Origin of the sequence: Pollutimonas bauzanensis, from assembly GCF_900129885.1 — a bacterium.
Taxonomy (GTDB): domain Bacteria; phylum Pseudomonadota; class Gammaproteobacteria; order Burkholderiales; family Burkholderiaceae_B; genus Pollutimonas; species Pollutimonas bauzanensis.
This window is the reverse complement of record NZ_FQXE01000012.1, coordinates 1-24,981: the sequence shown is the minus strand read 5'-3', so window position 1 is coordinate 24,981 and position 24,981 is coordinate 1. Positions and strand designations below refer to the sequence as shown.

Sequence of the window (24,981 nt, the reverse complement as noted above, 5' to 3'; positions counted from 1 at the left end):
CATGAGCGTGCTTTCCTTGAGCCATGTCACGGTCTCGTTCAGCGGCCGCGCGGTCCTGTCCGATATCAGCCTGGAAATCGGGCAGGGCCAGTTCATTGGCGTGCTCGGCCCCAACGGGGGCGGCAAAAGCACGCTGATGCGCGTCATCCTGGGCCTGGTCCGTCCCGATTGCGGCGCGGTCCAGGTGCTGGGCGCGCCGGCCACCCGCGGCAACGCGGCGCTTGGATACCTGCCCCAATCGCGCGGCGCGGTGGCATCCTTGCGGCTGCGCGGCTGGGATTTCGTCGCCAGCGCCAGCAATGGCCAGCGCTGGGGCTTGCCCGTGCTGGGCAAGGCCGCCATGCGCGAAGTGCAATGGGCGCTCGACACGGTCGGCGCCGCCGGCCTGGCCCAGCGCCCTTTGGCGGAAATCTCCGGCGGCGAACGCCAGCGCCTGCTGCTGGCGCAGGCGCTGCTGGGCCGGCCGCGCTTATTGTTGCTGGACGAGCCGCTGATCAGCCTGGATCCGCATTACCAGCGTGTCGTGGTCGAGCTGATCAAACGCATACAACAGGAATTCGGCATTACCGTCCTGTTCAGCGCGCATGAGCTCAATCCCCTGCTGAACGTCATCGACCAGGTGCTGTACCTCGGGAGCGGGCAGGCAGTGCTGGGCAAGGTGGACGAAGTCATTACCGGGCCGGTGCTGTCGCGGCTATACGGTTCCCCCATCGATGTGGTCAGGCTCAAAGAGCGGATTTTCGTGATGTCCGGCGAGGTCGAAGTGGAAAAGGAAGCGCATGCCCACCATGCTTGAATACGATTTCATGCGCAATGCCTTTCTCGCCGGGGGCATGGTTGCGCTGCTGGCCGGCCCGGTGGGCTTTTTCCTGGTGTTGCGAGGGCAGACCTTTGCAGGCCACGCGCTGTCGCATGTCGGTTTCGCCGGTGCGACGGGCGCCGCCTTGCTTGGGCTGGCGCCCATAGACGGATTGGTGGCCGTGACGCTGCTGGGAGGCATAGGCATGGGCTTGATGGGCGGCCGCCTGCAAGGCAGCGACATTGCCATAGGCTCAGTGCTGGCATTGTCGCTGGGGCTGGGAATGCTGTTCCTGCATTTTTTTACCTCGTACGCGACGCAGGTCACCGCCTTGCTGTTCGGCAACGTGCTGGGCGTCAATGCCGATACGCTGTGGATGCTGGGGATAATCGGCGCGCTCTGCCTGCTATTGTTGGCGGCCATGTCCCGTCCGCTGGTCTTCGCCAGCCTGCAGCCCGAACTGGCCGAGGCGAAGGGGGTGTCGCTGCGGCTGATTTCCGTGCTGTTCCTGGCGATCGTGGCGCTTGCCACTGCTGCCAGCATACAGATAGTCGGCGTGCTGCTGGTCTTCACCCTGATGGTCGGCCCGGGGGCCACGGCGCAGCGCCTGACCGCCCGCCTGGGCTGCGGCGTGGCCCTGGCGGCCGGATTGGCGCTGGCGCAGGCCTGGCTGGGCATCACATTGGCGTACTACACCGACTGGCCGACCAGCTTCTGGATTTCGGCGCTGAGCGTCGGCGCCTATCTGGCCACGGTATCGGCGCAGAAATGGCGCTCCTGGCGCTAGACGGCCATTCGCGCAGCGCTATCCGGGGCGGCGCGCTCCCTGGCCGCGATTGCGCTGGCTGAGCTGATCCTGGCCGCTTCCCACCTGGCTGGTGTGGCCGTCCTTCTTGCTGCGATTCTGCTGGTCGCCATGGCTCTTCTGGTCTTCGCGGGCGCGATCGTCTTTTTGCGGGTCTGCGGGGTGGGTGTGTTTTGTCGTCATGGCGGTTTCCTTGGTGACTCGGGCATTTGCATCCAGCATATGGCGTTCCCGCCCGCGCGCGGCGCTCAAGCCGTTGCAGCCGACGCCTGGAGATGATACGACTTCTTGTTGACCAGGTGGGCGCGGATGTGCTGCTCGGCGGCCTCGGCGTCGCGCTCGAGCAACGCCTTGACGAAGCGCTCGTGGTCGGCCACGCCCGCGCTCCACTCATCGGGGTCCAGATTCGACTTGTAGCGCAGGGCCTGCACCTGCAGATTCAGCCGTTCATAGGCGGCGGCGAGCGCCGGATTGTGCGCGGCCCGGCTGATGGCGACATGCGTGCCCATGCTGGCCACGAAATAGGCCTTGATGTCCTGCTTGCGGAATCCTTCGAGCATCCTGGCGTGCAGCGAGGCGATTTCCTGCAATTCCTGGTCGGTGGCGCGCTGCGCCGCCTGGCGTATGGCCAGGCCTTCCAGCACCGCGATCACGTCGAAGATGTTTTCAATATCGGCCGGAGTATGTTCGATGACCACGGCCCCGCGCTTGGGCTGGATGCTGACCAGCCCGTCGGCGGAAAGAATGCGATAGGCCTCGCGCAAGGGCGTGCGGGAGACCTTGAGCCGCTCACAGAGGTCCCGTTCGTTCAGGCCGGTGCCAGGCTTGAGCGTGCCGTCGGTGATGAGCTGGCGTAGCTTGTCCGCCACCACCGCCGCCAGGGTGGGGTGGTTGATCGCCAGAGGGTCGGGCAGCGGATCGGACGAGCTTGCCGCGGGAAAATCAGGGAAATCCATAGGTGCGCATTCGTTATAAAACAGATAACGTGGTATCTGGTATACCAAATACCAGACTAACTCAACGATTTTGTCGAGAGCTCATGATAGAGCATGACTGCCAGCGGCAACAAATACAAGACGGAGACAAAGCAACGATGAAAAAGACTCTTTATGCACTGATAGGTGCATTGGCATTGGTCCAGGCGGGCGCGGCGCGCGCCGAGGAACCCTTTCCCCACAAGCCCGTGCGGCTGGTGGTGGGCTTCGTGCCCGGCGGAGGCACCGACGTGTCGGCCCGCATCATTGCGCAGCACTTGTCTACTGTGCTCGGCCAGCCGCTGGTGGTCGAAAACAGGCCCGGGGCGTCCGGGCTGATCGCCGGCGAAATGGTGGCCAAGGCCGAACCCGACGGCTACACGCTGTTGCTGGCCAATATGCAGTCCACCGTGTCGGCCCCCTATATGCTGCCGGTGTCGTACGACCCGGTCAAGGCTTTCACGGCCGTGCGCTACATCGGCTCCGTGCCCAATATCCTGGTGGTGAATCCCAGCAAGAACGATGTCAAATCGCTCCAGGAACTGACCGATCTGGTCAAGGCCAGCCCGGGCAAGTACACCTATGCCTCGTCCGGCATGGGCAGCCCCCAGCACCTGAGCGCCGCGCGCTTCTCGCAGATCACCGGCGCGCAGATGGAACACATACCCTACAAGGGCAGCGGCCAGGCCATGGCCGACCTGCTGGGCGCCCAGGTCGACATGAATTTCGACACCCTGCCGGGCGCGATCGGGCAGGTCAGGGCGGGCAAGCTGCGTCCCCTGGCCGTCACCAGCGCCAAGCGGGCCGCTTCCCTGCCTGACGTGCCGACGCTGGCCGAAGCCGGCGTCAAGGGCATGGACGTGGAACAGTGGTATGCCGTGCTGGCGCCGGCCAATGTGCCGCCCGCCGTGCTGGCCAAGCTGGACGAAGCGCTCAAGGCCTCCCTGACGGACAAGGGCGTGGCCTCGAAGCTGGCCGATCAGGGCATGGTGGTGGGCGGGGGTCCCGACAGCCCCGCCGATTTCCAGGCCTTCGTGCAGAGCGAATATGAAAAGTATGGCCGCATCACCGCTGACCTGGGCTTGAAGAAGCCCTGAGCGCGCAACAAAATGGAATAGCGATATGAACACAGCGATAGCACCCAAGCCTCAGCTTCTCGTCGATCGGGACGGCGCGATCGTGACCATTACGATCAACCGCCCCGAGAAACTGAACGCCTTCACCATAGACGTCTGGCGCGACCTGGGTTCGCATTTCCTGCAACTGGCGCAGGACGATGCGGTGCGCTGCATCATCCTGCGCGGCGCCGGGGAAAAGGCGTTTTCACCGGGCAATGACATCTCGGAATTCGAGACGTCGCGCTCGAACAAGGCGCAAGCGGTGGAGTACGGCAAAGTGATGCGCCGCACGATAGAGGCTATTGGCAACTGCCCGCAGCCGGTCGTGGCGCAGATTCATGGCATCTGCGTGGGCGGCGGCATGGAAATCGCCAGCCTGGCCGATGTGCGCATCTGCGGGGCCAGTTCACGGTTCGGGGTGCCCATCAAAAACCTCGGGCTGGTCATGTCCTATTCCGAACTGGCCCCGCTGGTGAGGCTGGTGGGGCCGGCCACCGCCCTGGCCGTCCTGCTCGAAGGCAATATTTTCGACGCCCGGCAAGCGCTGCAACTGGGCGTGGTGACCCGCGTCGTCGCCGACGCGGAGGTCGCCGCCGAAGCGCGCGGCACGGCCGAGCGCATTGCCGCCGGCGCACCGCTGGTGGCGCGCTGGCACAAGAAATTCGTGCGCCGGCTGCTGGCCGGCGGCGACCTGACCGACGCCGAGCGCGACGAAGCTTTCGATTGTTTCGATACGGAAGATTTCCGTGCCGGCTACCGCGCTTTCCTGCAAAAGGAAACGCCTGAATTCATAGGCCGATAGGGAAAACAAGGCATGAACTTGAATGATACTGATGTTACCGCCGCCAAGCGCGGCGCGCTGGCGGGGATGCGCGTGATCGAGCTTTCGCAGATCATGGCCGGCCCCACCTGCGGCATGATGCTTGCCGACCTGGGCGCCGACGTGATCAAGGTCGAGAAGCTCGATGGCGGCGACGATGCGCGCCAGTACCGCGACCCGCTGATCAATGGCGTCTCCGCGCCCTTTCTGATGCTCAACCGCAACAAGCGGGCGATCGCCCTGGACCTGAAGAACCCGCGGGGCAGGGAGGTGCTGCTGCGCATGGTGCGCGACGCTGACGTCATCACGGAAAACTTCCGCAAGGGCACCATGGAGAAGCTCGGCCTGGGCTACGAGACCCTGCGCAAGGAAAATCCGGGGCTGATCTACTGCGCGGTGTCGGGCTACGGCACCACAGGCCCCTATGCCGACAAGGGCGGCTTCGACCTGATCGCGCAAGGGTTTTCCGGCCTGATGAGCATTACCGGCGAGCCCGGCGGCCCGCCGCTGCGCACCGGCAACTCGGTGGCCGATATCAATGCGGGCCTGCTGGCGGCCTTCGGCGTGCTGGCCGCGTATCAGCACAAGCAGAAGACCGGCGAAGGCCAGGTCGTCGAGACCTCGCTGCTCGAGGCCAGCCTGCAGCAGCTCTATTGGCACGCCGCGATTTATTTCGGCACCGGCCAATCGCCGGGCGCCACCGGCTCCTCGCACGTGCTGACCGCGCCATACCAGGCGTTTCCCACCGGCACGGACTGGATCGTCATTGGCGGCGCCAATGAAAAGAACTGGACCCGCATCGCGCAGGTGCTGGGCCATCCCGAATGGTGCGAGGATCCGCGCTTTGCGCGCAACGCGGACCGCATGCGCAACCGCGATGCGCTGGTGGAAGTCATGAGCGATATCCTGAAGACCCGTCCCGGCGCCCATTGGCTGGCGGCCTTCGACGAAGCTGGCGTGCCCGCCGGCCCGGTGCATTCGATAGGCGAGGCGCTGTCGCATCCGCAAACGCTGGCGCGCGGCATGGTGGTCGAGCAGGAGCATCCCTCGGCGGGCCCGGTGCGCACCATCGGCATGCCGGTGAAGCTGTCGGTCACGCCGGCCCAGTACCATAGGGCCGCGCCGCGCCTGGGCGAAGACACGCTGCAGATCCTGGCCGAATTCGGTTACGGCCAGGCCGAGATCGACGCCTTGATCGAGGCCGGAGTGGTGCGCGACGTGAATCAGGTGGCGGCGGCAGGCGCCTGATTTCCCGCGGCGCAGGCCGATCATGCCGCGGCGGCTGGATACTTGCCGGCCGCGCGGGGTAGAATTGCACTATGCCATTTTACCTGTGCAATAAGGAACAAGCATGATCAAGTGGGGCATCATCGCGCTGTGGCTGGCGGCGATCAGCTATGTATATTTTCGCGGGAAGGTGCGGCTGAGCTTTTTCCGGACGGTGGTCGACCATTCCGCCGTGCTGGCCCCGGTCAACGTATTCATGTACCTGTTTTCGGCGGTATCGTCGCGGCCCTACATTCCAGCCAAGGAGATGACCGGGCTGGAGGCGCTGGACGACAATTGGGAAATCATCCGCGACGAGGCCCGGCATCTGGCCGAGGCGCAGAAGATACGCAGCGCTGAAAACAATAGCGACGCGGGCTTCAATTCCTTCTTCAAGACTGGCTGGAAGCGCTTCTACCTGAAGTGGTACGACGCTGAGCATCCTTCCGCCGCGGAACTCTGCCCGGAAACAGTGCGCATCCTGCGCGGCATTCCGCAGGTGAAGGCCGCGCTTTTCGCGGTGCTGCCGCCCGGCGGCAAGCTCAATCCCCACCGCGATCCCTTCGCGGGGTCGCTGCGCTATCACCTGGGGCTGGCCACGCCCAACGACGACGGGTGCTTTATCGAAGTCGACGGCGAGCGCTACAGCTGGCGCGACGGGCAAAGCGTGGTGTTCGATGAAACCTATATCCACTGGGCCGAGAACACCACCGACCAGATGCGCACCATCCTGTTCTGCGACCTCGAACGTCCCTTGAAATATCGCTGGGCGCAGCGCTTCAACAGCTGGTTTTCGCGGGTGTTCATGACCGCCGCGAGTTCGCCCAACCAGGCCGGCGACCAGCTCGGGCTGGTGAACAAGCTGTTCCATATATCATGGCTGATGGGGCAGTACAGGCGGCGCTTGAAGCGCTGGAATCGCACGGTGTACCAGATTCTGCGTGTATTGCTGATTATTGCCGTGATCGCCTTGATCATCTATATCTGACTTTATCCTTTCAGCGCAAGAGGCCGCCCGGCCATGACCAGGCCGGGCGCAAACATCCCGGGCCCGAGGATAATCCACTGGCCAGCAGTCAGGACATCATCCTGAGCGCGCCGGTCGCTCTTGAACCACGGGCTGGTGTAAAAATTGAAAATACCGGGCCGATGCCGGCCGCGCCTTGCGCCCCTGACCGTGGCTTTGCGCGTAGGCCTCGCCAGTGCGCCGCTACCCCGCCATTGCTTTCTATAATAGAAATCATTATCATTTGATATCTTAATTGGCCGGCGCGCTGCGCCGGCTTCGGGGAGGGGCATGGTCCAGATCACTTCTTGGAATGCCGCGGCATCGCGCGGCGCGCCCGCGTCGGCCATGGAGCAATGGCGCCGCGCGACCCTGGAAGGCAACCAGGCATACGAATCCTGCGATTTTCCTGGCGCGCTGGCGCAGTACCGGCGGGCATTGCAACTGGCCGACAGGCTTTGGGGCCGGCCCTATGATCCGGGCGCGGCCGTCGCCGCCCTGGTGGTGTCGCACCACAATCTGGCGCAGTTGCACGAACGCTTGCAGCAGTCCGAAGCAGCGGCCAGCCATATCTGCGCGGCGCATGAAACCTTGCACCGCAAGGCGCTAGACCCGGATGTGGCCGAGGCCTGGCGCGAGGCCGCCTGGCAGCATAGCCGCGTTACCTATGCCGAGCTGCTGGCTTTCTTGCGGCGCCATCCGGCGCATCCCCGCGCAGCCGCGGCTGCCGCATTGCAGTGGTGGCCTGGCGGCGCGGCCCGACCGAACTGAACGCGGCGGCGGGTTCGCCGCCGCAACTGACCTTCCCCTTGGGGAGCACACTCGTTTCCTCTTGGGGGAGCACACTTGGAGACTTTTGCATGACCTATACCCTTCCGCCTCTGCCTTATGCCTACGACGCCCTGGAGCCCCACATTGATGCATTGACAATGGAAATCCACTACAGCAAGCACCATCAGGCCTATGTGAACAATCTGAACGCGGCGCTGGAAGGCGCGGGGCTGACAGAAGATGTGCCGGTGGAAACCCTGATAGCGCGGCTGGACACCTTGCCCGAGGCGCTGCGGGGCGCCGTGCGCAACAACGGGGGAGGGCACGCCAACCACAGCCTGTTCTGGACCGTGATGTCGCCCCAGGGCGGCGGCGAGCCTGGCGGCGCCCTGGCGGCGGCCATCGAGGCCGACCTGGGCGGCATCGCGGCATTTCGCGAGGCTTTCACCAAGGCCGCCTTGACCCGCTTTGGCAGCGGCTGGGCCTGGCTCAGCCTCGGGCCGCAAGGCAAGCTCGTAGTCGAAAGCACCGGCAACCAGGACAGCCCCTTGATGACCGGCAATGTGCCGGTTCTGGGCCTGGATGTCTGGGAACATGCCTACTATCTGAAGTACCAGAACCGGCGGCCGGAATACATCGGCGCTTTCTATAACGTCATCGACTGGGCCGAGGTGGCGCGCCGCTACGAGGCGGCGCGGGCCTGAAGTTTCGACGCCTTGGGGCTGGGGCGCTGGTCCGGGCGCCGATCCGGGCCGGGCAGGAGGGTAGGACTCTGTGGCCGACGCTGACACAAGCTTACAACGCCGCTGGCGCGGCCTTGTTACCGTGTCTGTTCTATCATTCCCCGGAGCCCCATCATGACCCTGAAGAAACTCTTATCCATAGTGGCGATTGCGGGCTGCGGCGCCCTTGCCGCCTGCTCGACGCCGACAGAGGTCACCACGGTCGATGGCCAGAAGACCATGACCGCGGACAAGCCCGAAATCAACAAGAAAGATGGCTTTGTCACCTACGAGAAAGACGGCAAGGAAGTCAAGGTGAACTCCGCCGAAGTCCGCAGCATAGAAGAAGTCAAGTAGCGCCGGCGCCGCGTCGCCTTCCCGCGGCCTGGAGCGGGAAGCTAGCGCGACAGGCAGATAACGTAGGGGTCGCCTCTGCCCTTGTTCAAATGCCCCTCGATAAATAGCTTGGCCTTCAAGGTGTCGTAGCTGAAATGCGTGCCGGCCAGCGGCTGGTAGGCCCTGTAGAAAGGCGGCCCGATTGACGCTATGTGGACTTCCGGCGCGCCGTCCTTGTAGCGGAAGTCGACGGCCAGGCTGGCGCGCGTCAATCGCCATTTATCGCCCGCCTTGGCGGAAACATAGAGTTCAGCCTGCGCATCCTGGCCTGCCGCGAAAGGAAGTTGCATATCGCGAATGAACGCGGCAACAGCCTCGGGCCCTGCACTGCGGTTCTTGTTTATCATTTTTCTGCTCGTATTGATCGTGGCCTGCATTTTAATCGCAAGAGCTCCGGCCTGTCGGCCGGAGCTTCTTCGCCATAACGCGGGGGCGCCTTCGGCGCCCCATTGGTCCCGCCTCGCTTGACCTCGCCCTGAAAGGCGAGGCTTGCGCTCAGGCTCGTGGTCAATAGAAAAGTTCGGCCAGGTCCACCGTGGAATTCCTGCCTATATCGGCGTAATGCGCTTGCAGCCACGCCTGCGCCTGGGCCCTTCCCAGGTCTCGCAGCATGGCGAAGAACCACTTGCTGGCGGCCAGCTTGGTTTCCGGTTTCAGTTCCCTTAGCGTGGCTTCCGCTTCAATGATGTGGAAATTCGCCCTGGCCATGCGCCGCTCGAAATACCCGATACGCAGCCGCGACGCATGGGCCTGCTTTTGCATATAGGCAAACATGCGCATTTCGCGCAGGAAAGTCGCATTGAAGCCCAGCTCTAGTATCCGGTTCTTGATTTCCTCGGCGCTGCGAGGGGTGCCCTGGTGTTTCAGCGGAGTCAGCAGCACGAGCAATATGTCGTTCGCGGCGCATTCATAAAACAAGGGGAAGACGGCGGGATTGGCCACATAGCCGCCATCCCAGTAGGGCTCGCCATCGATCTGCACTGTGCGCTGCACCGTGGGCAGGCAGGCTGACGCCAGGATGGCGTCCACCCCGATCTCAGGCCCGCGAAACACCCGCACCTTGCCCGAGTTGGCGTTGGCCGCGGCAATAAACAGCTTGACCGGGCTGTGCGCGCGCAAACGCTCGAAATCGACTTGCTCCAGGAGGATGTCCCGGAGGGGATTGAGGTCGAAGGGATTTAATTCATGCGGCGCGAGATATTGCGTCCAGTGCAGCCACAGCTTGAGCGCGGGGGCCAGGGTCACCGTCTGTCCATCCGCCTTCTGCAGCGCCATGTCGAAGGGCAATGCTTCAGCCACGGCGTCCCAGAATTTGTGCAGTGCAGCGCGCGCTCCGTCGCGGCCGCCATCGAGCAGGCCATGGGCGAGAATGACCGCGTTCATCGCGCCCGCGCTGGTGCCGCTGACCCCCTCGAACTCCAGGCGGCCGTCCTCAAGCAGATAGTCCAGCACGCCCCAGGTGAATGCGCCGTGGGCGCCCCCGCCTTGCAGACCCAGGTTGATGGTCCGCCGGCCCTGTCTTGAAAAGAACATAGTGCCTCCTGTCTCGAAAGAGATGGCCTTGTCTCGTCTCCAGGATCAAAATCGACGGTTCTAGCTTGTTATGTTGCATTGCAGCATAGCACTGGGGAGGCATATGTGTCGAATAAATATATATTTTCTCGCGAACCGTTATTGCTGAGATCACGCTTCTATCACGACTTGCACGCCGTTCTGTACTCTGTCAAATAGATCCACCAGGTCGGCGTTTCGCATCCTGATACAGCCGTGTGACGCAGGTTTTCCTATTGATGCCTCGTCCGCAGTCCCATGGATGTAAATATGTCTGCGCAAAGTATCCACGAGTCCTCCCTTGTTAATTCCGAGCTCTAGGCCGTCAAGCCAAAGAATGCGTGTCAGTATCCAGTCGCGACCGGGATTGCTATGCTGAAGCTCGTCATCCAGCAGCATTCCTGTCGGTCGCCGGGCGGCCAGGATGCTGTTGATGGGCAGGCCGGCCCCGATTTTTATTCGAACTCTGTGCAAGCCCGTGGGCGTGCGAAAACTCCCAAAGCCGCAGCCGACTCCCAGCCTGGCGGTTGAAATCGGATAGTAGATTTTCTGTGCCGCGCCAGCGAGACGCAGGGTTTGATCCCTGACGCTGATACGAATATGTAACGGTTCCAGTTCCATCATTTCAAATATTCCGGGCACAAATATTCCAGGCCATTGACGCCGCGCGCCTGCTATTTTCTTACCCTATCCTGTGGCCTGGCAAGCGGCGCATAGCTTTCCGCACGCGAACGATGGCGTATGTCAATCCTCTTTGAGTTCGTTGAAACGATCCCCCAGAAAATCGATCAGCGCCCTGACCGAGGGCAACAGGCCCCGCCGCGAGGCAAATACCGCGTGTATGATCTCGCGCCTCGGCGCCCACCCCGGTATCACCTGGATCAGCTCGCCGCGGGAGATCTGCTCGCGCACCATCATCGTCGGCAATTGCACGACGCCCACGCCCGCGACGGCGGCCGCCCGCAGCGCCGGCATCGCGCGTGTGATCAGGCGCGGTTGGTGATGGATGGCGGCGTGCGCGCCATCCGGGCCGAATAGATTCCAGACATGCTCGTTTTGCGGCGCGCCCAGCTCCAGGCTGGGCAGCCGGGCCAGGTCGGCAGGCGCCTGGGGCGCGCCCGACTGCGCCAGCAGGGACGGGCTGGCCACCAGGCATTGGCCGCGATCGGACAGGACGCGCATCACCAGGTCGCTGTCTTGCAGAGGGGGCGGGCGCACCCGGATGGCCACGTCCATGCCTTCACCCACCAGGTCCACGCGCCGGTTGGTTTCCTCCAGATGGATCTGCACCAGCGGGCACTGGGCCATGAATGCGGCCACCATGTCGCCGATGCGCGCATCGAGCAGCGCCACGGGGCAGGCCATGCGCACGATGCCGCGCGGCTGGGCATGGCTCAGCGCGATGGCCTCATCGGCCGCCTCGGCTTCCACCAGCATGGCTTTGCAATGGGTGTAGTAGGTCCGGCCGATGTCCGTGACGGTGAAGCGCCGCGTCGAGCGCTGGATCAGGCGCGCGCCCAGCCGCTCCTCCAGCAAGGCGATGCGCCGGCTCAGCTTGGATTTGGGCACCCCAAGCGCCCGGCCGGCCGGGGCGAAGCCGCCGTGCTCCACTACTTGTACAAAATAATAGAGATCGTTCAAGTCTTGCATGGGGGTCGTTCTTCAAATGGGACACTGAGATCAAATATTACCCTCTACCGGGATTATCGTTCCATGTTTATCATTTATCCATGGTCCGCGGCGACAGCCGCCCGGCATACAGGAGATAGACAGGCATGAAAAAGATACTCGGCATCTACAGCGCTCCGCGTCCGCACTGGGTGGGCGACGGCTTTCCAGTGCGTTCGCTGTTCAGTTACACCAGTCACGGCGCGCATCTGAGCCCCTTCCTGTTGCTCGATTACGCCGGCCCGGCGCAATTTACCCCCGCCGCGCGCCCGCGCGGCGTCGGCGAGCATCCGCACCGCGGCTTCGAAACGGTCACCATCGTCTACCAGGGCGAGGTCGAGCACCGCGATTCCACTGGCGCCGGCGGCCGCATAGGCCCCGGCGATGTGCAATGGATGACGGCGGCCGGCGGCATCCTGCATGAGGAATTTCATTCGGAAGCGTTCACGCGCCAAGGCGGTACGCTGGAAATGGTGCAGCTCTGGGTCAATTTGCCCGCCAAGGACAAGATGGCAGAGCCAGGCTACCAGACCCTGCTGGATCGGGACATTCCTTCGGTGGACTTGCCCGCCGGCGCGGGCAGGGTGCGCGTGATCGCGGGCGAGTTCGGCGGCCGTTCCGGCCCGGCGCGCACCCATACGCCTATGGATGTCTGGGATGTGCGCTTGAACCAGGGCGCCGCCGCCCGGTTCAGTGTGAAGGCGGGCCGCGCGCTGGCGCTGGTGGTGCTGCATGGCACGGTGCTGGTCAATGGCAGCGAGGTTGCGCGCGAAGCGCAATTGGTGCAGCTCGACCGCGAGGGCAGCGAGGTGGCGATCGAGGCCAACACCGATGTGAGCCTGCTCCTGCTCAGCGGCGAGCCTATCGACGAGCCCATCGTTGGCCATGGCCCCTTCGTGATGAATAGCCGGGCCGAGATCGTCCAGGCGATCGCGGATTTCAATAGCGGCCGCTACGGCCAGATGCATTCCTGAGCCCGCGGCTGGCCCTGGCCATATGGGCCAGGGCCAGCCACTGGATCAGATCGCCGCCCTGACGTGGATAGACATTCCATGCGCAAAAGGAGCAATAAGATACTTGCCGAGGTCGGGCCAGTTTAGGGGTATTCCCGGCGAGCGTGCAGGACGTTGATGACTTCGATGTCCGTGTGGGTGATCCGATAAATGATGATGTAGTTCGGATGCGTGACGATTTCTCGCGTGCCTGGTACGCGACCCTGTTTATACAGGTAGGGGTGGTCCGCTACCGGCAGCACTGAGTCTTGAATACGTTCTTTGAGGTTTCTCGCCGCTTTCGGGCTACGCTCGGCAATGTAGGTGATGATTTCCGCTAGGTCGTCAGTAGCGGTGGAAAGCCAGGAGATCTTCAGCATCTTGTTCAGGCCATATGCCAGGCATGTGCCTATTAGTAGGCTTATTTTTTGTAGTCACTACCTTTAGGAAGCGCTATGTTTTATTCCTGTTCCGCCTGCCGTTTTTCTGCATTTTCAATGATGGCATCCATGCGAGCCATCACTTGGTCATGGGGAATACTAGGACGAGGATCGGCGAGGCTTGCCCGCACTCTCCCACAAAACCAGCGATCATAGCTGGCCGCTTGTTCTTCGGTTTCGAATTCCGAAACGATGGGGGAGAGGGCTGTGCTCATGACAAAGGCTCCTTGTTAGCTGATCTAGTGTAAAACAAATAAAGGCTTAAATCACGGTTTCGGGCAGATGCCTGGAAATCGCCCCCACCGTCACCGAGTCCTTCTGCACGGCTTCCAGCAAGGCGTCCAGGAGCCCGGGAAAGCGCTCGTCGAGGTCTTCCCGGCGCAGCGACAACAGGTTCACGCGCCCGTAGGGCCGCTGCCAGATTACGCCGCTGTCGCGCAGAACGCGCCAATGATGGGTCATGGTGGACTTGGATATGCCTTGCAGCACGGTGCCGCAGGCGTGCTCGGTGCCGTGGGCAAGCACTCGGATGGCGGCGAGGCGCAAGGGGTTGCCCAGCGCGATCAGGACGTTTTCCAGGCGGATCTGGTCGCGGTCAGGGTGGTTTGGAATCATTCGGTCCTCTCTGCTATGGCCATGAGCAGCCTTCAATCGAGGCGGTAGTTTAAGGCCTGCAGTTCAAGGCGGCAGTTTAAGGTCTGCTAAAAATTGATTGTACGATAATACCCGTACAATGGTAATATTGCAATGCCGGGCAATCGTCCGGCCCAGGCTTGCGAACAGAACCTGGCGACCGCTATCCAGAAGGACCATCATGGCACGCCATACACCCATCGAGCGCTACCGCAACATCGGTATCTCCGCGCATATTGACGCAGGCAAGACCACCACGACCGAACGCATCCTGTTCTACACCGGTGCCAGCCACAAACTGGGTGAAGTGCATGATGGCGCCGCCACCACAGACTGGATGGCGCAGGAACAGGAGCGCGGCATCACTATCACGTCATCGGCGGTGACCTGCTTCTGGAGAGGCATGGATAGAAGCCTGCCGGAGCATCGCATCAACATCATCGACACCCCGGGCCACGTGGATTTCACCATCGAGGTCGAGCGCTCCATGCGCGTGCTCGACGGCGTGGTCATGGTCTACGACTCCGTGGGCGGCGTCCAGCCCCAGTCCGAAACCGTCTGGCGGCAAGCCAACAAGCACAAAGTGCCGCGCCTGGCTTTTGTCAACAAAATGGACCGCGTCGGAGCCGACTTCTTCCGGGTGCGGCAGATGATGGTGGACAGGCTCAAAGCTCATCCCGTTCCCATCGTCATACCCATAGGCGCGGAAGACCAGTTCAAGGGCGTGGTGGATCTGCTCGAAATGAAGGCCATTCTTTGGGATGACGCGACCCAGGGCATGACCTATTCTTTTGAAGAGATCCCCGCGGAACTGGCCGGGCAGGCCAGGGAATGGCGCGAAAAGATGGTCGAGGCCGCGGCGGAAGCCACGGAAGCGCTGATGAACAAATACCTGGAAGAGGGCAGCCTTGGCACGCAGGAGATCACGCGCGGGCTGCGCATCCGCACGATCGCGGGTGAAATCCAGCCCATGCTCTGCGGCTCGGCCTTCAAGAACAAAGGCGTCCAGCGCATGCTGGACGCCGTGGTCGAACTGATGCCTTCGCCGCTGGACATTCCGGCCGTGGCAGGCGTGGACGATGACGGGCAGACAATCATTCGGCGGCCCAGCGATACCGAAAAGTTTTCCGCGCTGGCGTTCAAGCTGATGACCGACCCCTATGTGGGCCAGCTGACTTTCGTGCGAGTGTATTCGGGCGTGCTGTCGAAAGGCGACAGTGTCTACAATCCCATCAAAGGCAAGAAGGAGCGCATCGGCCGTATTGTGCAGATGCAGGCCAACGAGCGCCTGGAAGTCGACGAGATCCGCGCGGGCGACATAGCCGCCTGCGTCGGGCTCAAGGACGTGACGACCGGCGACACCCTGTGCGATGCCGATGCCATCATCACTCTGGAGCGCATGGAGTTTCCGGAGCCGGTCATCGCCCAGGCGATCGAACCCCGGACCAAGGCCGACCAGGAAAAGATGGGCATCGCGCTGCAGCGTCTGGCCTCGGAAGACCCGTCATTCAGGGTGCGCACCGATGAAGAGTCGGGCCAGACCATTATTTCCGGCATGGGCGAACTGCACCTGGACATCATCGTGGACCGCATGAAGCGCGAGTTCGGCGTGCAAGCCAACGTGGGCAAGCCGCAGGTCGCCTATCGCGAAACCATACGCAAGGCCGTCAAGGATGTCGAAGGCAAGTTCGTGCGCCAGTCCGGCGGCAAGGGCCAGTACGGCCACGTGGTGCTGACGGTCGAACCCAACGGGCAGGGCAAGGGCTTCGAGTTTTTCGATGAAATAAAAGGCGGCGTGGTGCCCCGCGAATATATTCCTGCAGTCGAGAAAGGCGTGGTCGAAGCGCTGGCGACCGGCGTGCTGGCGGGCTTTCCAGTGGTGGATGTCAAAGTGCATCTGACCTTCGGTTCCTACCACGATGTGGACTCGTCCGAACTGGCGTTCAAGATGGCCGCCATCTTCGGCTTCAAGGAAGCCTGCAAGCGGGCTGGCCCCGTGATCCTCGAACCCATGATGGCCGTGGAAGTCGAGACGCCGGAAGACTACGCGGGCAACGTGATGGGGGACCTGTCCTCGCGGCGCGGCATGGTGCAGGGCATGGACGAGCTCAGCGGCGGCGGCAAGGCCATCAAGGCCGTCGTGCCCCTGTCCGAAATGTTCGGCTATTCCACCACGCTGCGCTCGGCGACGCAGGGCAGGGCCACCTACACGATGGAATTCCGCAATTACGCGGAAGCGCCGCGCAATATCGCCGAAACCATCGTGGCGGCGCACGCCAAGTGAAATGTTGGCCATATGCCAGTCCAGACCAGAATTGGCGCACGCAAACGCAAGTATGCAATTCTGGAGGACTGGCGGGTGAGATTCGCGCCAGTACAGCGGTCGCTATCGACGCTCCTCGTTCCAGGCTAAGCATGAGCTCGTTATGCAGGCCAACGCGGCAAAAGTTATCACGGCATTGAGCGCATGCGAATATTCCCATTGCCGCCGCAGCTCCATCCAGTTCCCGGTCTCCACCGTCCAGTTGCTGGTGGCGATATTCACAGGAAAAATCCATATGAAGAAGATGCCAAGAGTGGCCGCCAATAGCGCTGAACCCGCCAGGGCCAGCCTGAACGGCGCTTTTTGCCGGCGCGACATGGCCGTCAACGCCAGGCCGGCGCAGAGCGCCGCAATCAATACTGCCCCCAGCAGATTCCAGCCGCGATAAATTTGCTGAACGGTCAGGTAGGAATGGCGACCCAGAGCCATCTTGCTCAGCAGCTCCAGCAAGTGAGCCCCGCCGGGAACCAGGGCGAGCGCAAAAAGAAGAGTCGTGCCCAGTTGTAGCAGCCTCATGCAGCACCTCCATGCTATTGCGAATAATGGAGCAAGCCATGTACCTGCATGGGGCTTTTGGATGGTCAGGTGCAAACGTATAGCGCCCACCTTGCCAGGTAGTATCTACCGTCAGCAGGAGAGAACCGCGCCTGAATTTGCCGCCAGGCGAGATGAGCTTACCGCTAGGACGCTCCCGAACTGTTGACCGCACTATTTTTTCGTATATACAATAATCAACGAGGACAAGACGCGCGCTTGCCGTATCCCGAACCGCGTTTCATCACCATCGGAGTGCTTGATCGGCGCATGGTCGTTCTGATCTGGACACCGCGCGGCAGAGCACGCCGCATTATCAGTACGAGGAAAGCAAATGCTCGCGAACAGGCGAAATACGCGCAGCACCTGGGCTGACCCGGATGACGCGCCTGGATTGACAGAGGAATTTTTTGAGAAAGCTGACTTGTACCAGGGCGACAAGCTGGTCAAGCGCGGCCGTCCGAAGCTGGACAACCCAAAGGTGGCTGTCAGCTTGCGTTTGCCATCGGAAGTATTAGCGCGGTGGAAGGCCACAGGAGCCGGCTGGCAGACTCGCATGGCGGAGTCGCTGAAGCATCATGCCCCGAAAACATAGAAGGCACTGAGCAATCTGCCTTGAGGGCGCATGGTTGCCGCAGCGACGACCATGCGCCTATTTGAAACCCTGCCACTAACAAAAAGGAAAGTCGGGAGGAAGGCATTGTGGGACATCATTCCTTTTCGCAAGGGCGGCCTGAGCGGCGTCTGTTTCAGGACATATCGACCGAAGATGTCGAGCCTGCCGCGCGTTTCGACTTCTGGGTCAGTGACGTCATCCGCAGCTTCAGTGTCGACTCGCCCGGCGAGCAACAGCGCAAGGATTTCCGGGCAAAAGTCACCTCGCTGGCCACAGCGACTGGCGAGATGCACTATACCGAAGCGGATGGCTTAAGCGCACATTTGACTGCACGCAGCATCCGCAATGCGTCGTTTGACGAGTTGACGTTGATTCTCATGCTGGATGGGCAGGCGCAGTGCGCCTATGACGGCGGCGAGGCTGCGACGATCACCAAGGGCGGATTCTTCCTGCTCGACGGGTCCCACCCGACATCGCTGCGCCTTTCCCGGCACGCATTCGTCCAGCTCGATCTTTCCCGTCCCTTGCTTGAATCGATGTTTCCCGGTACGCCGCCCGCGCCGGCCCAGATCAATTCGGCCTTGGCCAATTCCCGCTTGGCCGGGCTGCTGCGCGATCATTTGCAGCAGTTTCCCAGGATGGCAGCGGGCTTGGACCCTATTGAACAGCTCGCCTTGCTCGATGCCTCCGAGTCGTTTGCCCTGACTACGATCGAGGCCGCCTTCTTGATGACACGGCGGGGAACGCAGCGATTTAGCGCGGGGCTGTTTGCCGCCGCGCAACGCTACATAAGGCGTCATCTGACCGACCCGGATCTCGATCCGGACGCGGTAGCGGCCGCGATTGCTTGTTCGCGCTCCACGCTTTACCGGCTCTTCGACGGCAATGAATTATCCGTGCAAGGCTATGTTCGCGAGCTTCGCCTTCAGCAGTTTTTGCGCCTGCTTCAAAAGGATGCGCGCAATGTGCCTATTTATGCCCTGGCACAGCGCTGCGGCCTCTATGACTGGCCCAATGTCAGCCGCATGTTTCGCAAACGTTTTGGCATGAGCCCGAGCGATGCGAGGGCGGCCTCGAATCGATAATGGGGCGCGCTGACTCGTCGCGCTTCCCCTGAGCCGCGCCTTTGGGATGCAAATACGATTTTTGTGAAACGCAGCGACGACTCCGCGCATGCCGTTGCCCTTATAGTGGCGATTCCAATTGATGGGTAAGGAATCACGTCGCTGGGGATGTTCATGAATCGGATTCACCGAATAGTCTTTAACCATGCGCGGGATACCTATCAGGTGGCTTCGGAACATGCCCGAGGATCTGACAGGCGCAAAGCGGCGGCAGGCGCCGGCCTATGCGCTTTGGCGCTGGCGGTGTTGCCCGCCGCACAGGCGCAAAGCGTAGTCATTGACAACGGCGGGCACGAAATCGTCGATGGATCGGACCCTGCGGGGGGCGGCGCCGGCACACAGCCCAGCCCCTGGGAGATCAGCGGAAACCTGGCCATAGGCCATAGCGGCACAAGTGGCGAATTGCTGATTCGCAACGCAGGCAAGGTCAGCAATATGCAAGGAACCGTTGGCAATCTTGCCAGTGCTGTCGGTGAGGTCACCGTTATAGGCGAGGGGGCGAGTTGGCATAACGCCTCTCGCCTATACCTTGGAAATGTCGGTCAAGGCACACTTGCCATTTTGGATGGCGCATCGGTATCGGCTGGCGACAGCATTACGATGGGTACCAATAGCGCAGGCGCAGTGGGCGTGGCTCAGGTTTCGGGAGTCGGGTCCAGTCTGGCGGCGACGGGAAATATCGCCTTGGGTCATATCGGCACGGGAACGTTGACCGTCGAAGATGGGGGGCTGGTCACGGCTTCCCATGTCTATATGGGTGGACTTCCCGTCACGGGCTATGGCGGAATCGGCCACCTGACGCTTGCCGGTTCGGATGGGCGGCGCGGAGCATTGGCCATGGGTTTTCTGGAGGTGGGCGCGGGCGATGGCAACATCAATTTTGACGGTGGAATCCTGCGCGCAACGGGCGACGAAGCTGATTTCTTGCGCAACGTCAGGTCCGGCGATGTCGCCATCGGCGCGGGCGGGGCCTTCATCGACAGCAACGGCCATAACATCGGCATCGGGGCGGATCTGCAAGGCTCTGGCGGTTTGACCAAGTCCGGTGAGGGCATCCTGACGCTGTCGGGGCAAAACGATTACGCGGGCGCCACCACCATCGAAGCCGGTATCTTGCGCGTGGGCACGAACGAAGCGTGGGTGAGCGATGGCGTGTATGTCATCAATGGCGGCACGCTTGACCTGACCGATGCAAACTATGCCCTTGGCCGCGCGATGTCGTCGCTTTCGGGCGGCGGCGGCACGCTCGATATGGGCGACGCCTTTGTCGATGTTGGTCAGAGCGCCAATACCGTCTTTGATGGCAATATCACCGGTTCCAGCGGCCGACTCATAAAGGACGGCGCCGGCAAGCTAACGTTGAACGGTCAAATCAGCGGTTTGAGCGGGGTTTACGCAGAGGGTGGCACGCTGGCGCTCAATGGCGTCAATATCTATTTGGGTGAAACATATATTAACGATGCCGCGGTCGAGGTCGGGCACGACAAGGCACTTTCATCGAGCCAGATAATCGTGGGCGGATCTTCTGATAACGGCGTTCTGCGGGCCGGCGGGGATCTTGCGCTTGCCAACCGGGTTCAGCTCATGCGAAAGTTAACGATCGATGGCAGCCACCATCTGACCCTGAGCGGCGATATAGCGGGTGGCTTCCTGGGCGGTATTACTAAAACTGGCGCCGGTACGCTCACACTCTCAGGAGCCAATACGTACTTGGGCGCGACCACCGTCGAAGCCGGCGCCTTGATCGTCGACGGTACGATTGCGCCTTCATCGCAGGTGGCCGTCAAGTCCGGCGCCACGCTTGGCGGCTCAGGCACTGTGAGCAACGCGACGGTCGAAGACGGCGGCATTCTGGCGCCGGGCAGTAACGCAATCGGCGCGCTCACGGTGCACGGGAATCTTGCGCTTTCATCGGGCGCGATCCTCGATTACGAACTGGGCGCGCCGGCGACCGTGGACAATCCCGCCGCCGGCCGCAGCGATCGCCTCGTTGTAACAGGCGACCTTCGACTGGATGGAACCCTCAATCTGGCGCAAGGCGCCAGCCCATCGGACGGCGCGGCGCGCCTGGGCTACTACCGCCTGATGACTTATGGCGGTGAACTGACCGACAACGGCCTGGAGGTCGGCGCCGTGCCTTATGGTGTTCCCGGTTTGTATGAGATCGAGGCGGGCGGCGGGAAGGTCGATCTCTTTGTTTCGGCATCGCTCGGAGACGACACGCTGCAGCACTGGCAGGGCGGGGACGGACACTGGAACAGCACCGACACCCGGTGGCTCAATCAGGGCGGCGACCTGCCGGTTGCCTGGGCGGGCAACCATGCCGCTTTCAAGAACGAGCCGGGTGGCGTCAACGGCGGGGTCATCGACGTCGTGGGCGCGCAGCGCTTTGCGGGGCTGCAGTTCGTCGATGAGGGCTTTCGGCTGCAAGGGGTCGGTACACTGGAAACGGCGGCGGGCGGCTCGGAGATTCGTGTCCTGGCCGAGCGCGCCGAGATCGCAGCCGGCATTACCGGCGCGGGCGGCATCACCAAGACCGAAGCCGGCACGCTGATTCTTTCCGGGGCCAACAGCTATGCGGGCGGCACCACGATCAGCGGCGGCGTGCTATCCGTCTCGAACGATGCCAACCTGGGCCATGAGGACGGCGCGCTGGCCTTCAATGGCGGTGTGCTACAGGTCACCGGCACGGATTTTAACGACACCGCGCGCGACATTGCCTGGGGCTCGCGCGGGGGCGGCTTCGATATCGTCGAGGCCGCCAATGATTTCTATCTCGATCGCAACCTTGTCGGCCAAGGCGATCTCGTCAAGCGCGGCGCTGGGGCGTTGTGGCTGGCCGGCGCCAACGCCTATGGCAATACGCGGGTCGAGGAGGGATCGGTTTTGGGAGACGCGAATTCCCTCTCCGGCAACATTAGCAATGCCGGCACGGTGACCTTCATCCAGGCCGATGACGCCCGCTTTGCCGGTGACATCACCGGCTTGGGTGGCGCGAATGGCGGCATGGTCAAGGATGGGGCAGGCGTTCTTGCCCTTGACGGCAGATCGACGCTGGACTGGACCGTCGCCGAAGGCGGCCTCCAGACAGCGGCCGCCCGCTTTAGCGGCAATGTGCTGCTCGATGGGGCGGGCACGGCGCTGACCTTCGCCGACGCTGCCAACGCCGTTTATGGCGGACGGATCTCGGGCAATGGCAGGCTGACGCTCGCCGGCGACGGCATCTTGCTGCTGACGGGCGATAGCGCGGCTTTCGCCGGTACGACGACGCTTGCCAGTGGCGCCTTGCTCGTTGGCAAGGGCGAGGGCGGCGGCGCGCTGGGCGGTTCGCTCGCCGTACGCTCGGGCGCCACACTCGGCGGCTCCGGCACCGTGGGCGCGGGCGCCGGCTCGCAGGTTGCGATCGCCTCGGGCGGCACGCTGGCGCCGGGCAACTCCATCGGCACGCTGACGGTCGACGGCGACCTGACCTTCGAGGCCGGCTCGATCTATGCCGTCGAGGTCAACCCATTTGGCGCCGACAGCGATCGGATCAACGTGACCGGCAAAGCCACGCTTAACGGCGGCTCGGTGGCCCATATCGGGGCCGACGGCGCTTACGGCTTGCGCTCAACGTACACCATTCTGTCGGCTGCCGCGCTTGAAGGAAGCTTCGATGAGGTCGTCTCGGACTTCGCTTTCCTCACGCCCAGGCTGATGTATGACTACGGCGCCGGCGCCATCGGTCTGGAGCTGGCTCGCAACGAGCGTCGTTTTGCATCGGCGGCGCTCACCCGCAACCAGAGCGCTACAGCCGGCGGCATCGATAGCATGGGCCTGGACGCTGCCCATCCGGTCTATGACGCCATCGTGCGCTCGGCCGATCAGCCTGATCGCATTCGCGCCGGTTTTGACGCCTTGTCCGGCGAGATCCATGCGTCGGCCAAGTCAGCCTTGATCGAAGATAGCCGCTTTATCCGCAACGCGGCCAATGACCGCTTGCGTGCCGCCTTCGGCAAGGCGGGCGCATCGGCGGGCCCAGTCCTGGCCTATGGGTCGGGCTCGGCGCCAACACAAGTCCCGGCGGACTATGCCGGCCCGGTGTTCTGGTCCCATGGCTTTGGCGCCTGGAGCGAGACTGACGGCAATGGCAATGCGGCCGGCCTTGATCGCTCGACAGGCGGCTTATTAATCGCTGCCGATCGCCCGGCGGGCGACTGGCGGATCGGGGTGCTGGGCGGCTACAGCCATGCGAGCCTTGGCGCCGATGCGCGCCGGTCTTCCGCCAAAATCGATAACTATCATCTGGGCTTGTATGGCGGCACACAATGGGGCGATATCGCCTTCCGGACGGGCGCGGCCTATAGCTGGCACAAGCTCGATACTGCCCGGTCGGTCGCCATCCCCGGCATCGACGAGCGCCTGACCGGCGATTACGAGGCGGGCACCTTCCAGGTTTTCGGCGAGCTCGCCTATGGCCTGCAGGTCGGCAAGACCCGTGTCGAACCCTTTGCCAATCTGGCCCACGTCAGCCTGCATACCGGCCGTGTTACCGAGACGGGCGGCGCTGCGGCGCTGATGGGCAATAGCGGCAACACCGATGTCACCTTCAGCACGCTGGGGATGCGTGCCGCGCATCACCTTGCGCTAGGCAGTCTCGACGTCACCCTTGCGGGGATGGCCGGATGGCGCCATGCGTTCGGGAATCGCACGCCCACCAGTAAACATGCCTTCTCGGCGGGCGAGGCGTTTTCAATTGCCGGAGCGCCGATTGCGCGCGACAGCGCCGTCGTCGAGGCTGGCCTGAGTCTAAGCCTCGCATCTGATGCAACCTTCGGTCTTGCTTATACCGGCCAACTTTCGGGCCAGGGTCGCGACCATGGCTTGAAGGCCAATGTGGCGATCAGGTTCTAGCTTTGGCGCGATGGGGGGAATCGTCATGCGCACCAAGGCTCCAGCGAAAGCCATCAAAAGCTGCCGCTTTGTCCTTCCTCCACCGCGCTGGCATCGTCACGCGGACCGGAAAACTGACCAAGCCTTTCCGCGCCGCTTGATGCCTGCATTTTGGCCCTTGAGGTAAGCAAGGACGATCAGATAATCGAGGTCATCGGCGGTTGGGGGCGCGGCCCAAGCGCGGCTTTACTGGAAGATTTTCATTGCGTTTCGACTGTTTCGATAATTTCGAGTTCCTGCTATCATTCCAAGCATGACTACCAAGCAAACTTTCCCTCCTTCGGACAAGCGGCGCACTGCCCAGGCCCCCCGCCGGGCGGCCAGGGTGCACGCGGAGCCTGCGCGTGCTCTGCCGGTGTTCGAACTGTCGTTCGACGTGGAGCCTGTCGTGTCCGTTGTCCGGCGCCACGTCACGCTCAGCAAGGAAGCCGACGAGGCCATCACGCAAGAATTGATTGAAATGCTGGGCCGCGCAACCGTGCAACTGCGAACCACAGATCACAAGGCGGCTCACAACGACGATCCGGTTCTCACCACCGAGCAGGCGGCGCAATTCGTCAACGTCAGCCGGCCATACATGGCCAAGCTGATCGACTCCGGCGCGGTGGAATTGCATCAGAAGGTCGGTAACCAGCGCCGTGTGCTGCGCAGCGCCGTGACCCGCTGGCAGGCAGCCGAACGGACGCGGCAGGCCAAGGTGCTCAAGCTCTTGTCCAAAGATCTGGACGAGGAAATTCTCTCGTCGTGAGCATACCTGTCGTTGCCGATGCTGATACGCTGTTCGCGGCCGCTACGCGCGGGCTGTTGATCTACCTCGACTACCAGGGGGTTATCAAGCTGCACTGGTCGCCGCTGATTCTCGATGAGGTCAATCGGGCGCTAGTGGACACGGGGCGCAAACGATCGGAGGTCTTCAGGATCCGTTCTGGACGTTCGGCGGCGGTACGGTGCTTATGTTCCGCTACGATCATCACCAGTAAGGATATCGACATCTTTGTGGCCGACCCCCAGTATTTAGGGTACTGAGCCTCTATGTGATGTATTAACAGGTGCTAGAAAATAAGCGAAATGCGCATTTTTTAGAAAAATAATACATAAATCAGACAAATAGTGATTCAATCATACGATTTCAAGACAATTTGACCAGCAGTTTATGCTGAGTCATCTTAGAAACCGACAAACCTCATCTGCTGATTAATACATTTTTCAGACAAATTGTGAAATAATGAGTTGAATTTCAGACAAGTATGTTAAGTGTGACGTGGGAATCAAACAGAAAATCGACCTTTCATTGCCAGAGACTATCTTTACTGGTGAGGATGACCCTGCGGCAGACCGCAAAGTTCTCCGGTTAGCTAGCGCGGGGCAGTTACGCAAGCTCTACCAGGGAGTCTATACCAGCAACCTGGCCAGCCCCCCGGAAATGGTTGTGTTGCGCCATTGGTTGACCATCGTCAGCCACCTGCTGCCTGGTGGCGTCCTCAGCTATCG

General features: G+C 62.2%; 25 protein-coding genes and 3 pseudogenes. 18 read left to right on the top strand and 10 right to left on the bottom strand.

Annotated elements, in window-relative coordinates; all coding sequences use genetic code 11:
* Nucleotide 1 precedes the first annotated feature (1 nt).
* Both BUB23_RS18955 and BUB23_RS18950 read left to right on the top strand, forming a co-directional pair.
* A pseudogene (locus tag BUB23_RS18955) lies at nt 2-787 on the top strand (metal ABC transporter ATP-binding protein); the annotation flags it as partial.
* Between the two features lies 1 nt (nt 788).
* Nucleotides 789-1,586 carry a metal ABC transporter permease gene (locus tag BUB23_RS18950; RefSeq protein ID WP_073106580.1) on the top strand — a complete coding sequence of 266 codons (798 nt, stop codon included), beginning with the start codon at nt 789-791 and terminating at the stop codon, nt 1,584-1,586.
* An 18-nt stretch (nt 1,587-1,604) separates the two neighbouring features.
* On the opposite strand, the gene BUB23_RS18945 is transcribed toward BUB23_RS18950, so the two are convergent.
* Both BUB23_RS18945 and BUB23_RS18940 read right to left on the bottom strand, forming a co-directional pair.
* Nucleotides 1,605-1,787 carry a hypothetical protein gene (locus BUB23_RS18945; protein ID WP_073106577.1) on the bottom strand — a complete coding sequence of 61 codons (183 nt, stop codon included), beginning with the start codon at nt 1,785-1,787 and terminating at the stop codon, nt 1,605-1,607.
* Nucleotides 1,788-1,852: 65 nt separating this feature from the next.
* Nucleotides 1,853-2,560, bottom strand: a complete 708-nt coding sequence (locus BUB23_RS18940; RefSeq protein WP_084136128.1) for a GntR family transcriptional regulator — start codon at nt 2,558-2,560, stop codon at nt 1,853-1,855.
* A gap of 137 nt (nt 2,561-2,697) precedes the next feature.
* Between BUB23_RS18940 and BUB23_RS18935 the strand changes: the two genes are divergently transcribed.
* The 7 genes from BUB23_RS18935 (at nt 2,698) to BUB23_RS18900 (ending at nt 8,638) form a co-directional block, all read left to right on the top strand.
* Nucleotides 2,698-3,675, top strand: coding sequence for a Bug family tripartite tricarboxylate transporter substrate binding protein (locus BUB23_RS18935; RefSeq protein WP_073106201.1), 978 nt, complete (start codon nt 2,698-2,700; stop codon nt 3,673-3,675).
* A gap of 25 nt (nt 3,676-3,700) precedes the next feature.
* Entirely contained in the window at nt 3,701-4,498 is a 798-nt protein-coding gene (locus BUB23_RS18930; RefSeq protein ID WP_073106197.1) for an enoyl-CoA hydratase/isomerase family protein, read from the top strand.
* Between the two features lie 66 nt (nt 4,499-4,564).
* Nucleotides 4,565-5,764, top strand: a complete 1,200-nt coding sequence (locus BUB23_RS18925) for a CaiB/BaiF CoA transferase family protein (protein WP_178372356.1) — start codon at nt 4,565-4,567, stop codon at nt 5,762-5,764.
* A 103-nt stretch (nt 5,765-5,867) separates the two neighbouring features.
* Nucleotides 5,868-6,770: an aspartyl/asparaginyl beta-hydroxylase domain-containing protein gene (locus tag BUB23_RS18920; protein WP_073106189.1), complete on the top strand. Its 903-nt coding sequence runs from the start codon at nt 5,868-5,870 to the stop codon at nt 6,768-6,770.
* Between the two features lie 309 nt (nt 6,771-7,079).
* Nucleotides 7,080-7,559: a hypothetical protein gene (locus BUB23_RS18910; protein WP_143161049.1), complete on the top strand. Its 480-nt coding sequence runs from the start codon at nt 7,080-7,082 to the stop codon at nt 7,557-7,559.
* 89 nt (nt 7,560-7,648) lie between these two features.
* Nucleotides 7,649-8,263, top strand: a complete 615-nt coding sequence (locus BUB23_RS18905) for a superoxide dismutase (RefSeq protein WP_073106172.1) — start codon at nt 7,649-7,651, stop codon at nt 8,261-8,263.
* Nucleotides 8,264-8,416: 153 nt separating this feature from the next.
* On the top strand, nt 8,417-8,638 hold the full coding sequence (locus tag BUB23_RS18900; RefSeq protein WP_073106166.1) for a YgdI/YgdR family lipoprotein: 222 nt from the start codon (nt 8,417-8,419) through the stop codon (nt 8,636-8,638).
* A 41-nt stretch (nt 8,639-8,679) separates the two neighbouring features.
* On the opposite strand, the gene BUB23_RS18895 is transcribed toward BUB23_RS18900, so the two are convergent.
* The 4 genes from BUB23_RS18895 to BUB23_RS18880 form a co-directional block, all read right to left on the bottom strand.
* Nucleotides 8,680-9,024: a hypothetical protein gene (locus BUB23_RS18895; protein WP_143161048.1), complete on the bottom strand. Its 345-nt coding sequence runs from the start codon at nt 9,022-9,024 to the stop codon at nt 8,680-8,682.
* A gap of 160 nt (nt 9,025-9,184) precedes the next feature.
* Nucleotides 9,185-10,210, bottom strand: a complete 1,026-nt coding sequence (locus tag BUB23_RS18890) for a patatin-like phospholipase family protein (protein WP_073106154.1) — start codon at nt 10,208-10,210, stop codon at nt 9,185-9,187.
* Nucleotides 10,211-10,360: 150 nt separating this feature from the next.
* Nucleotides 10,361-10,852, bottom strand: a complete 492-nt coding sequence (locus tag BUB23_RS18885; RefSeq protein WP_084136127.1) for a L,D-transpeptidase — start codon at nt 10,850-10,852, stop codon at nt 10,361-10,363.
* Between the two features lie 120 nt (nt 10,853-10,972).
* On the bottom strand, nt 10,973-11,878 hold the full coding sequence (locus tag BUB23_RS18880) for a LysR family transcriptional regulator (protein WP_073106151.1): 906 nt from the start codon (nt 11,876-11,878) through the stop codon (nt 10,973-10,975).
* Nucleotides 11,879-12,003: 125 nt separating this feature from the next.
* On the opposite strand from BUB23_RS18880, the gene BUB23_RS18875 reads away from it, so the two are divergent.
* Nucleotides 12,004-12,870, top strand: coding sequence for a pirin family protein (locus BUB23_RS18875; RefSeq protein WP_073106148.1), 867 nt, complete (start codon nt 12,004-12,006; stop codon nt 12,868-12,870).
* Nucleotides 12,871-12,992: 122 nt separating this feature from the next.
* Here BUB23_RS18875 and BUB23_RS18870 read toward each other — a convergent pair whose 3' ends face one another.
* The 3 genes from BUB23_RS18870 to BUB23_RS18860 form a co-directional block, all read right to left on the bottom strand.
* Nucleotides 12,993-13,268: a type II toxin-antitoxin system RelE/ParE family toxin gene (locus BUB23_RS18870; protein WP_073106145.1), complete on the bottom strand. Its 276-nt coding sequence runs from the start codon at nt 13,266-13,268 to the stop codon at nt 12,993-12,995.
* 80 nt (nt 13,269-13,348) lie between these two features.
* On the bottom strand, nt 13,349-13,543 hold the full coding sequence (relB, locus tag BUB23_RS18865) for a type II toxin-antitoxin system RelB family antitoxin (protein WP_073106143.1): 195 nt from the start codon (nt 13,541-13,543) through the stop codon (nt 13,349-13,351).
* Between the two features lie 46 nt (nt 13,544-13,589).
* The gene (locus BUB23_RS18860; protein ID WP_073106140.1) at nt 13,590-13,943 is read right to left on the bottom strand and encodes an ArsR/SmtB family transcription factor; all 354 of its coding nucleotides are present in this window, start codon (nt 13,941-13,943) and stop codon (nt 13,590-13,592) included.
* Between the two features lie 199 nt (nt 13,944-14,142).
* Between BUB23_RS18860 and fusA the strand changes: the two genes are divergently transcribed.
* Nucleotides 14,143-16,245 (top strand): elongation factor G, encoded by a 2,103-nt coding sequence (fusA, locus tag BUB23_RS18855; protein WP_073106138.1) that lies wholly within the window; start codon nt 14,143-14,145, stop codon nt 16,243-16,245.
* A 102-nt stretch (nt 16,246-16,347) separates the two neighbouring features.
* Here fusA and BUB23_RS18850 read toward each other — a convergent pair whose 3' ends face one another.
* On the bottom strand, nt 16,348-16,800 hold the full coding sequence (locus tag BUB23_RS18850; protein WP_073106136.1) for a DUF1772 domain-containing protein: 453 nt from the start codon (nt 16,798-16,800) through the stop codon (nt 16,348-16,350).
* Between the two features lie 273 nt (nt 16,801-17,073).
* Between BUB23_RS18850 and BUB23_RS27430 the strand changes: the two genes are divergently transcribed.
* The 7 genes and pseudogenes from BUB23_RS27430 to BUB23_RS27195 all read left to right on the top strand — a co-directional run.
* Entirely contained in the window at nt 17,074-17,193 is a 120-nt protein-coding gene (locus tag BUB23_RS27430; RefSeq protein WP_342743862.1) for a BrnT family toxin, read from the top strand.
* Nucleotides 17,153-17,413: a BrnA antitoxin family protein gene (locus BUB23_RS18840; protein ID WP_073106131.1), complete on the top strand. Its 261-nt coding sequence runs from the start codon at nt 17,153-17,155 to the stop codon at nt 17,411-17,413. Before BUB23_RS27430 ends, BUB23_RS18840 begins: the two co-directional genes overlap by 41 nt.
* Nucleotides 17,414-17,520: 107 nt before the next feature.
* Nucleotides 17,521-18,519, top strand: coding sequence for a helix-turn-helix domain-containing protein (locus tag BUB23_RS18835; protein WP_073106129.1), 999 nt, complete (start codon nt 17,521-17,523; stop codon nt 18,517-18,519).
* 153 nt (nt 18,520-18,672) lie between these two features.
* Complete coding sequence (locus tag BUB23_RS26500) at nt 18,673-23,451, top strand: autotransporter domain-containing protein (RefSeq protein WP_178372350.1); 4,779 nt, start codon at nt 18,673-18,675, stop codon at nt 23,449-23,451.
* A 292-nt stretch (nt 23,452-23,743) separates the two neighbouring features.
* Nucleotides 23,744-24,238: a helix-turn-helix domain-containing protein gene (locus BUB23_RS18800; RefSeq protein WP_073106125.1), complete on the top strand. Its 495-nt coding sequence runs from the start codon at nt 23,744-23,746 to the stop codon at nt 24,236-24,238.
* A gap of 157 nt (nt 24,239-24,395) precedes the next feature.
* Nucleotides 24,396-24,513 (top strand): annotated as a pseudogene (locus BUB23_RS27700) (nucleotidyl transferase AbiEii/AbiGii toxin family protein); the annotation flags it as partial.
* A gap of 238 nt (nt 24,514-24,751) precedes the next feature.
* Nucleotides 24,752-24,981: pseudogene (locus tag BUB23_RS27195) on the top strand (Fic family protein); the annotation flags it as partial.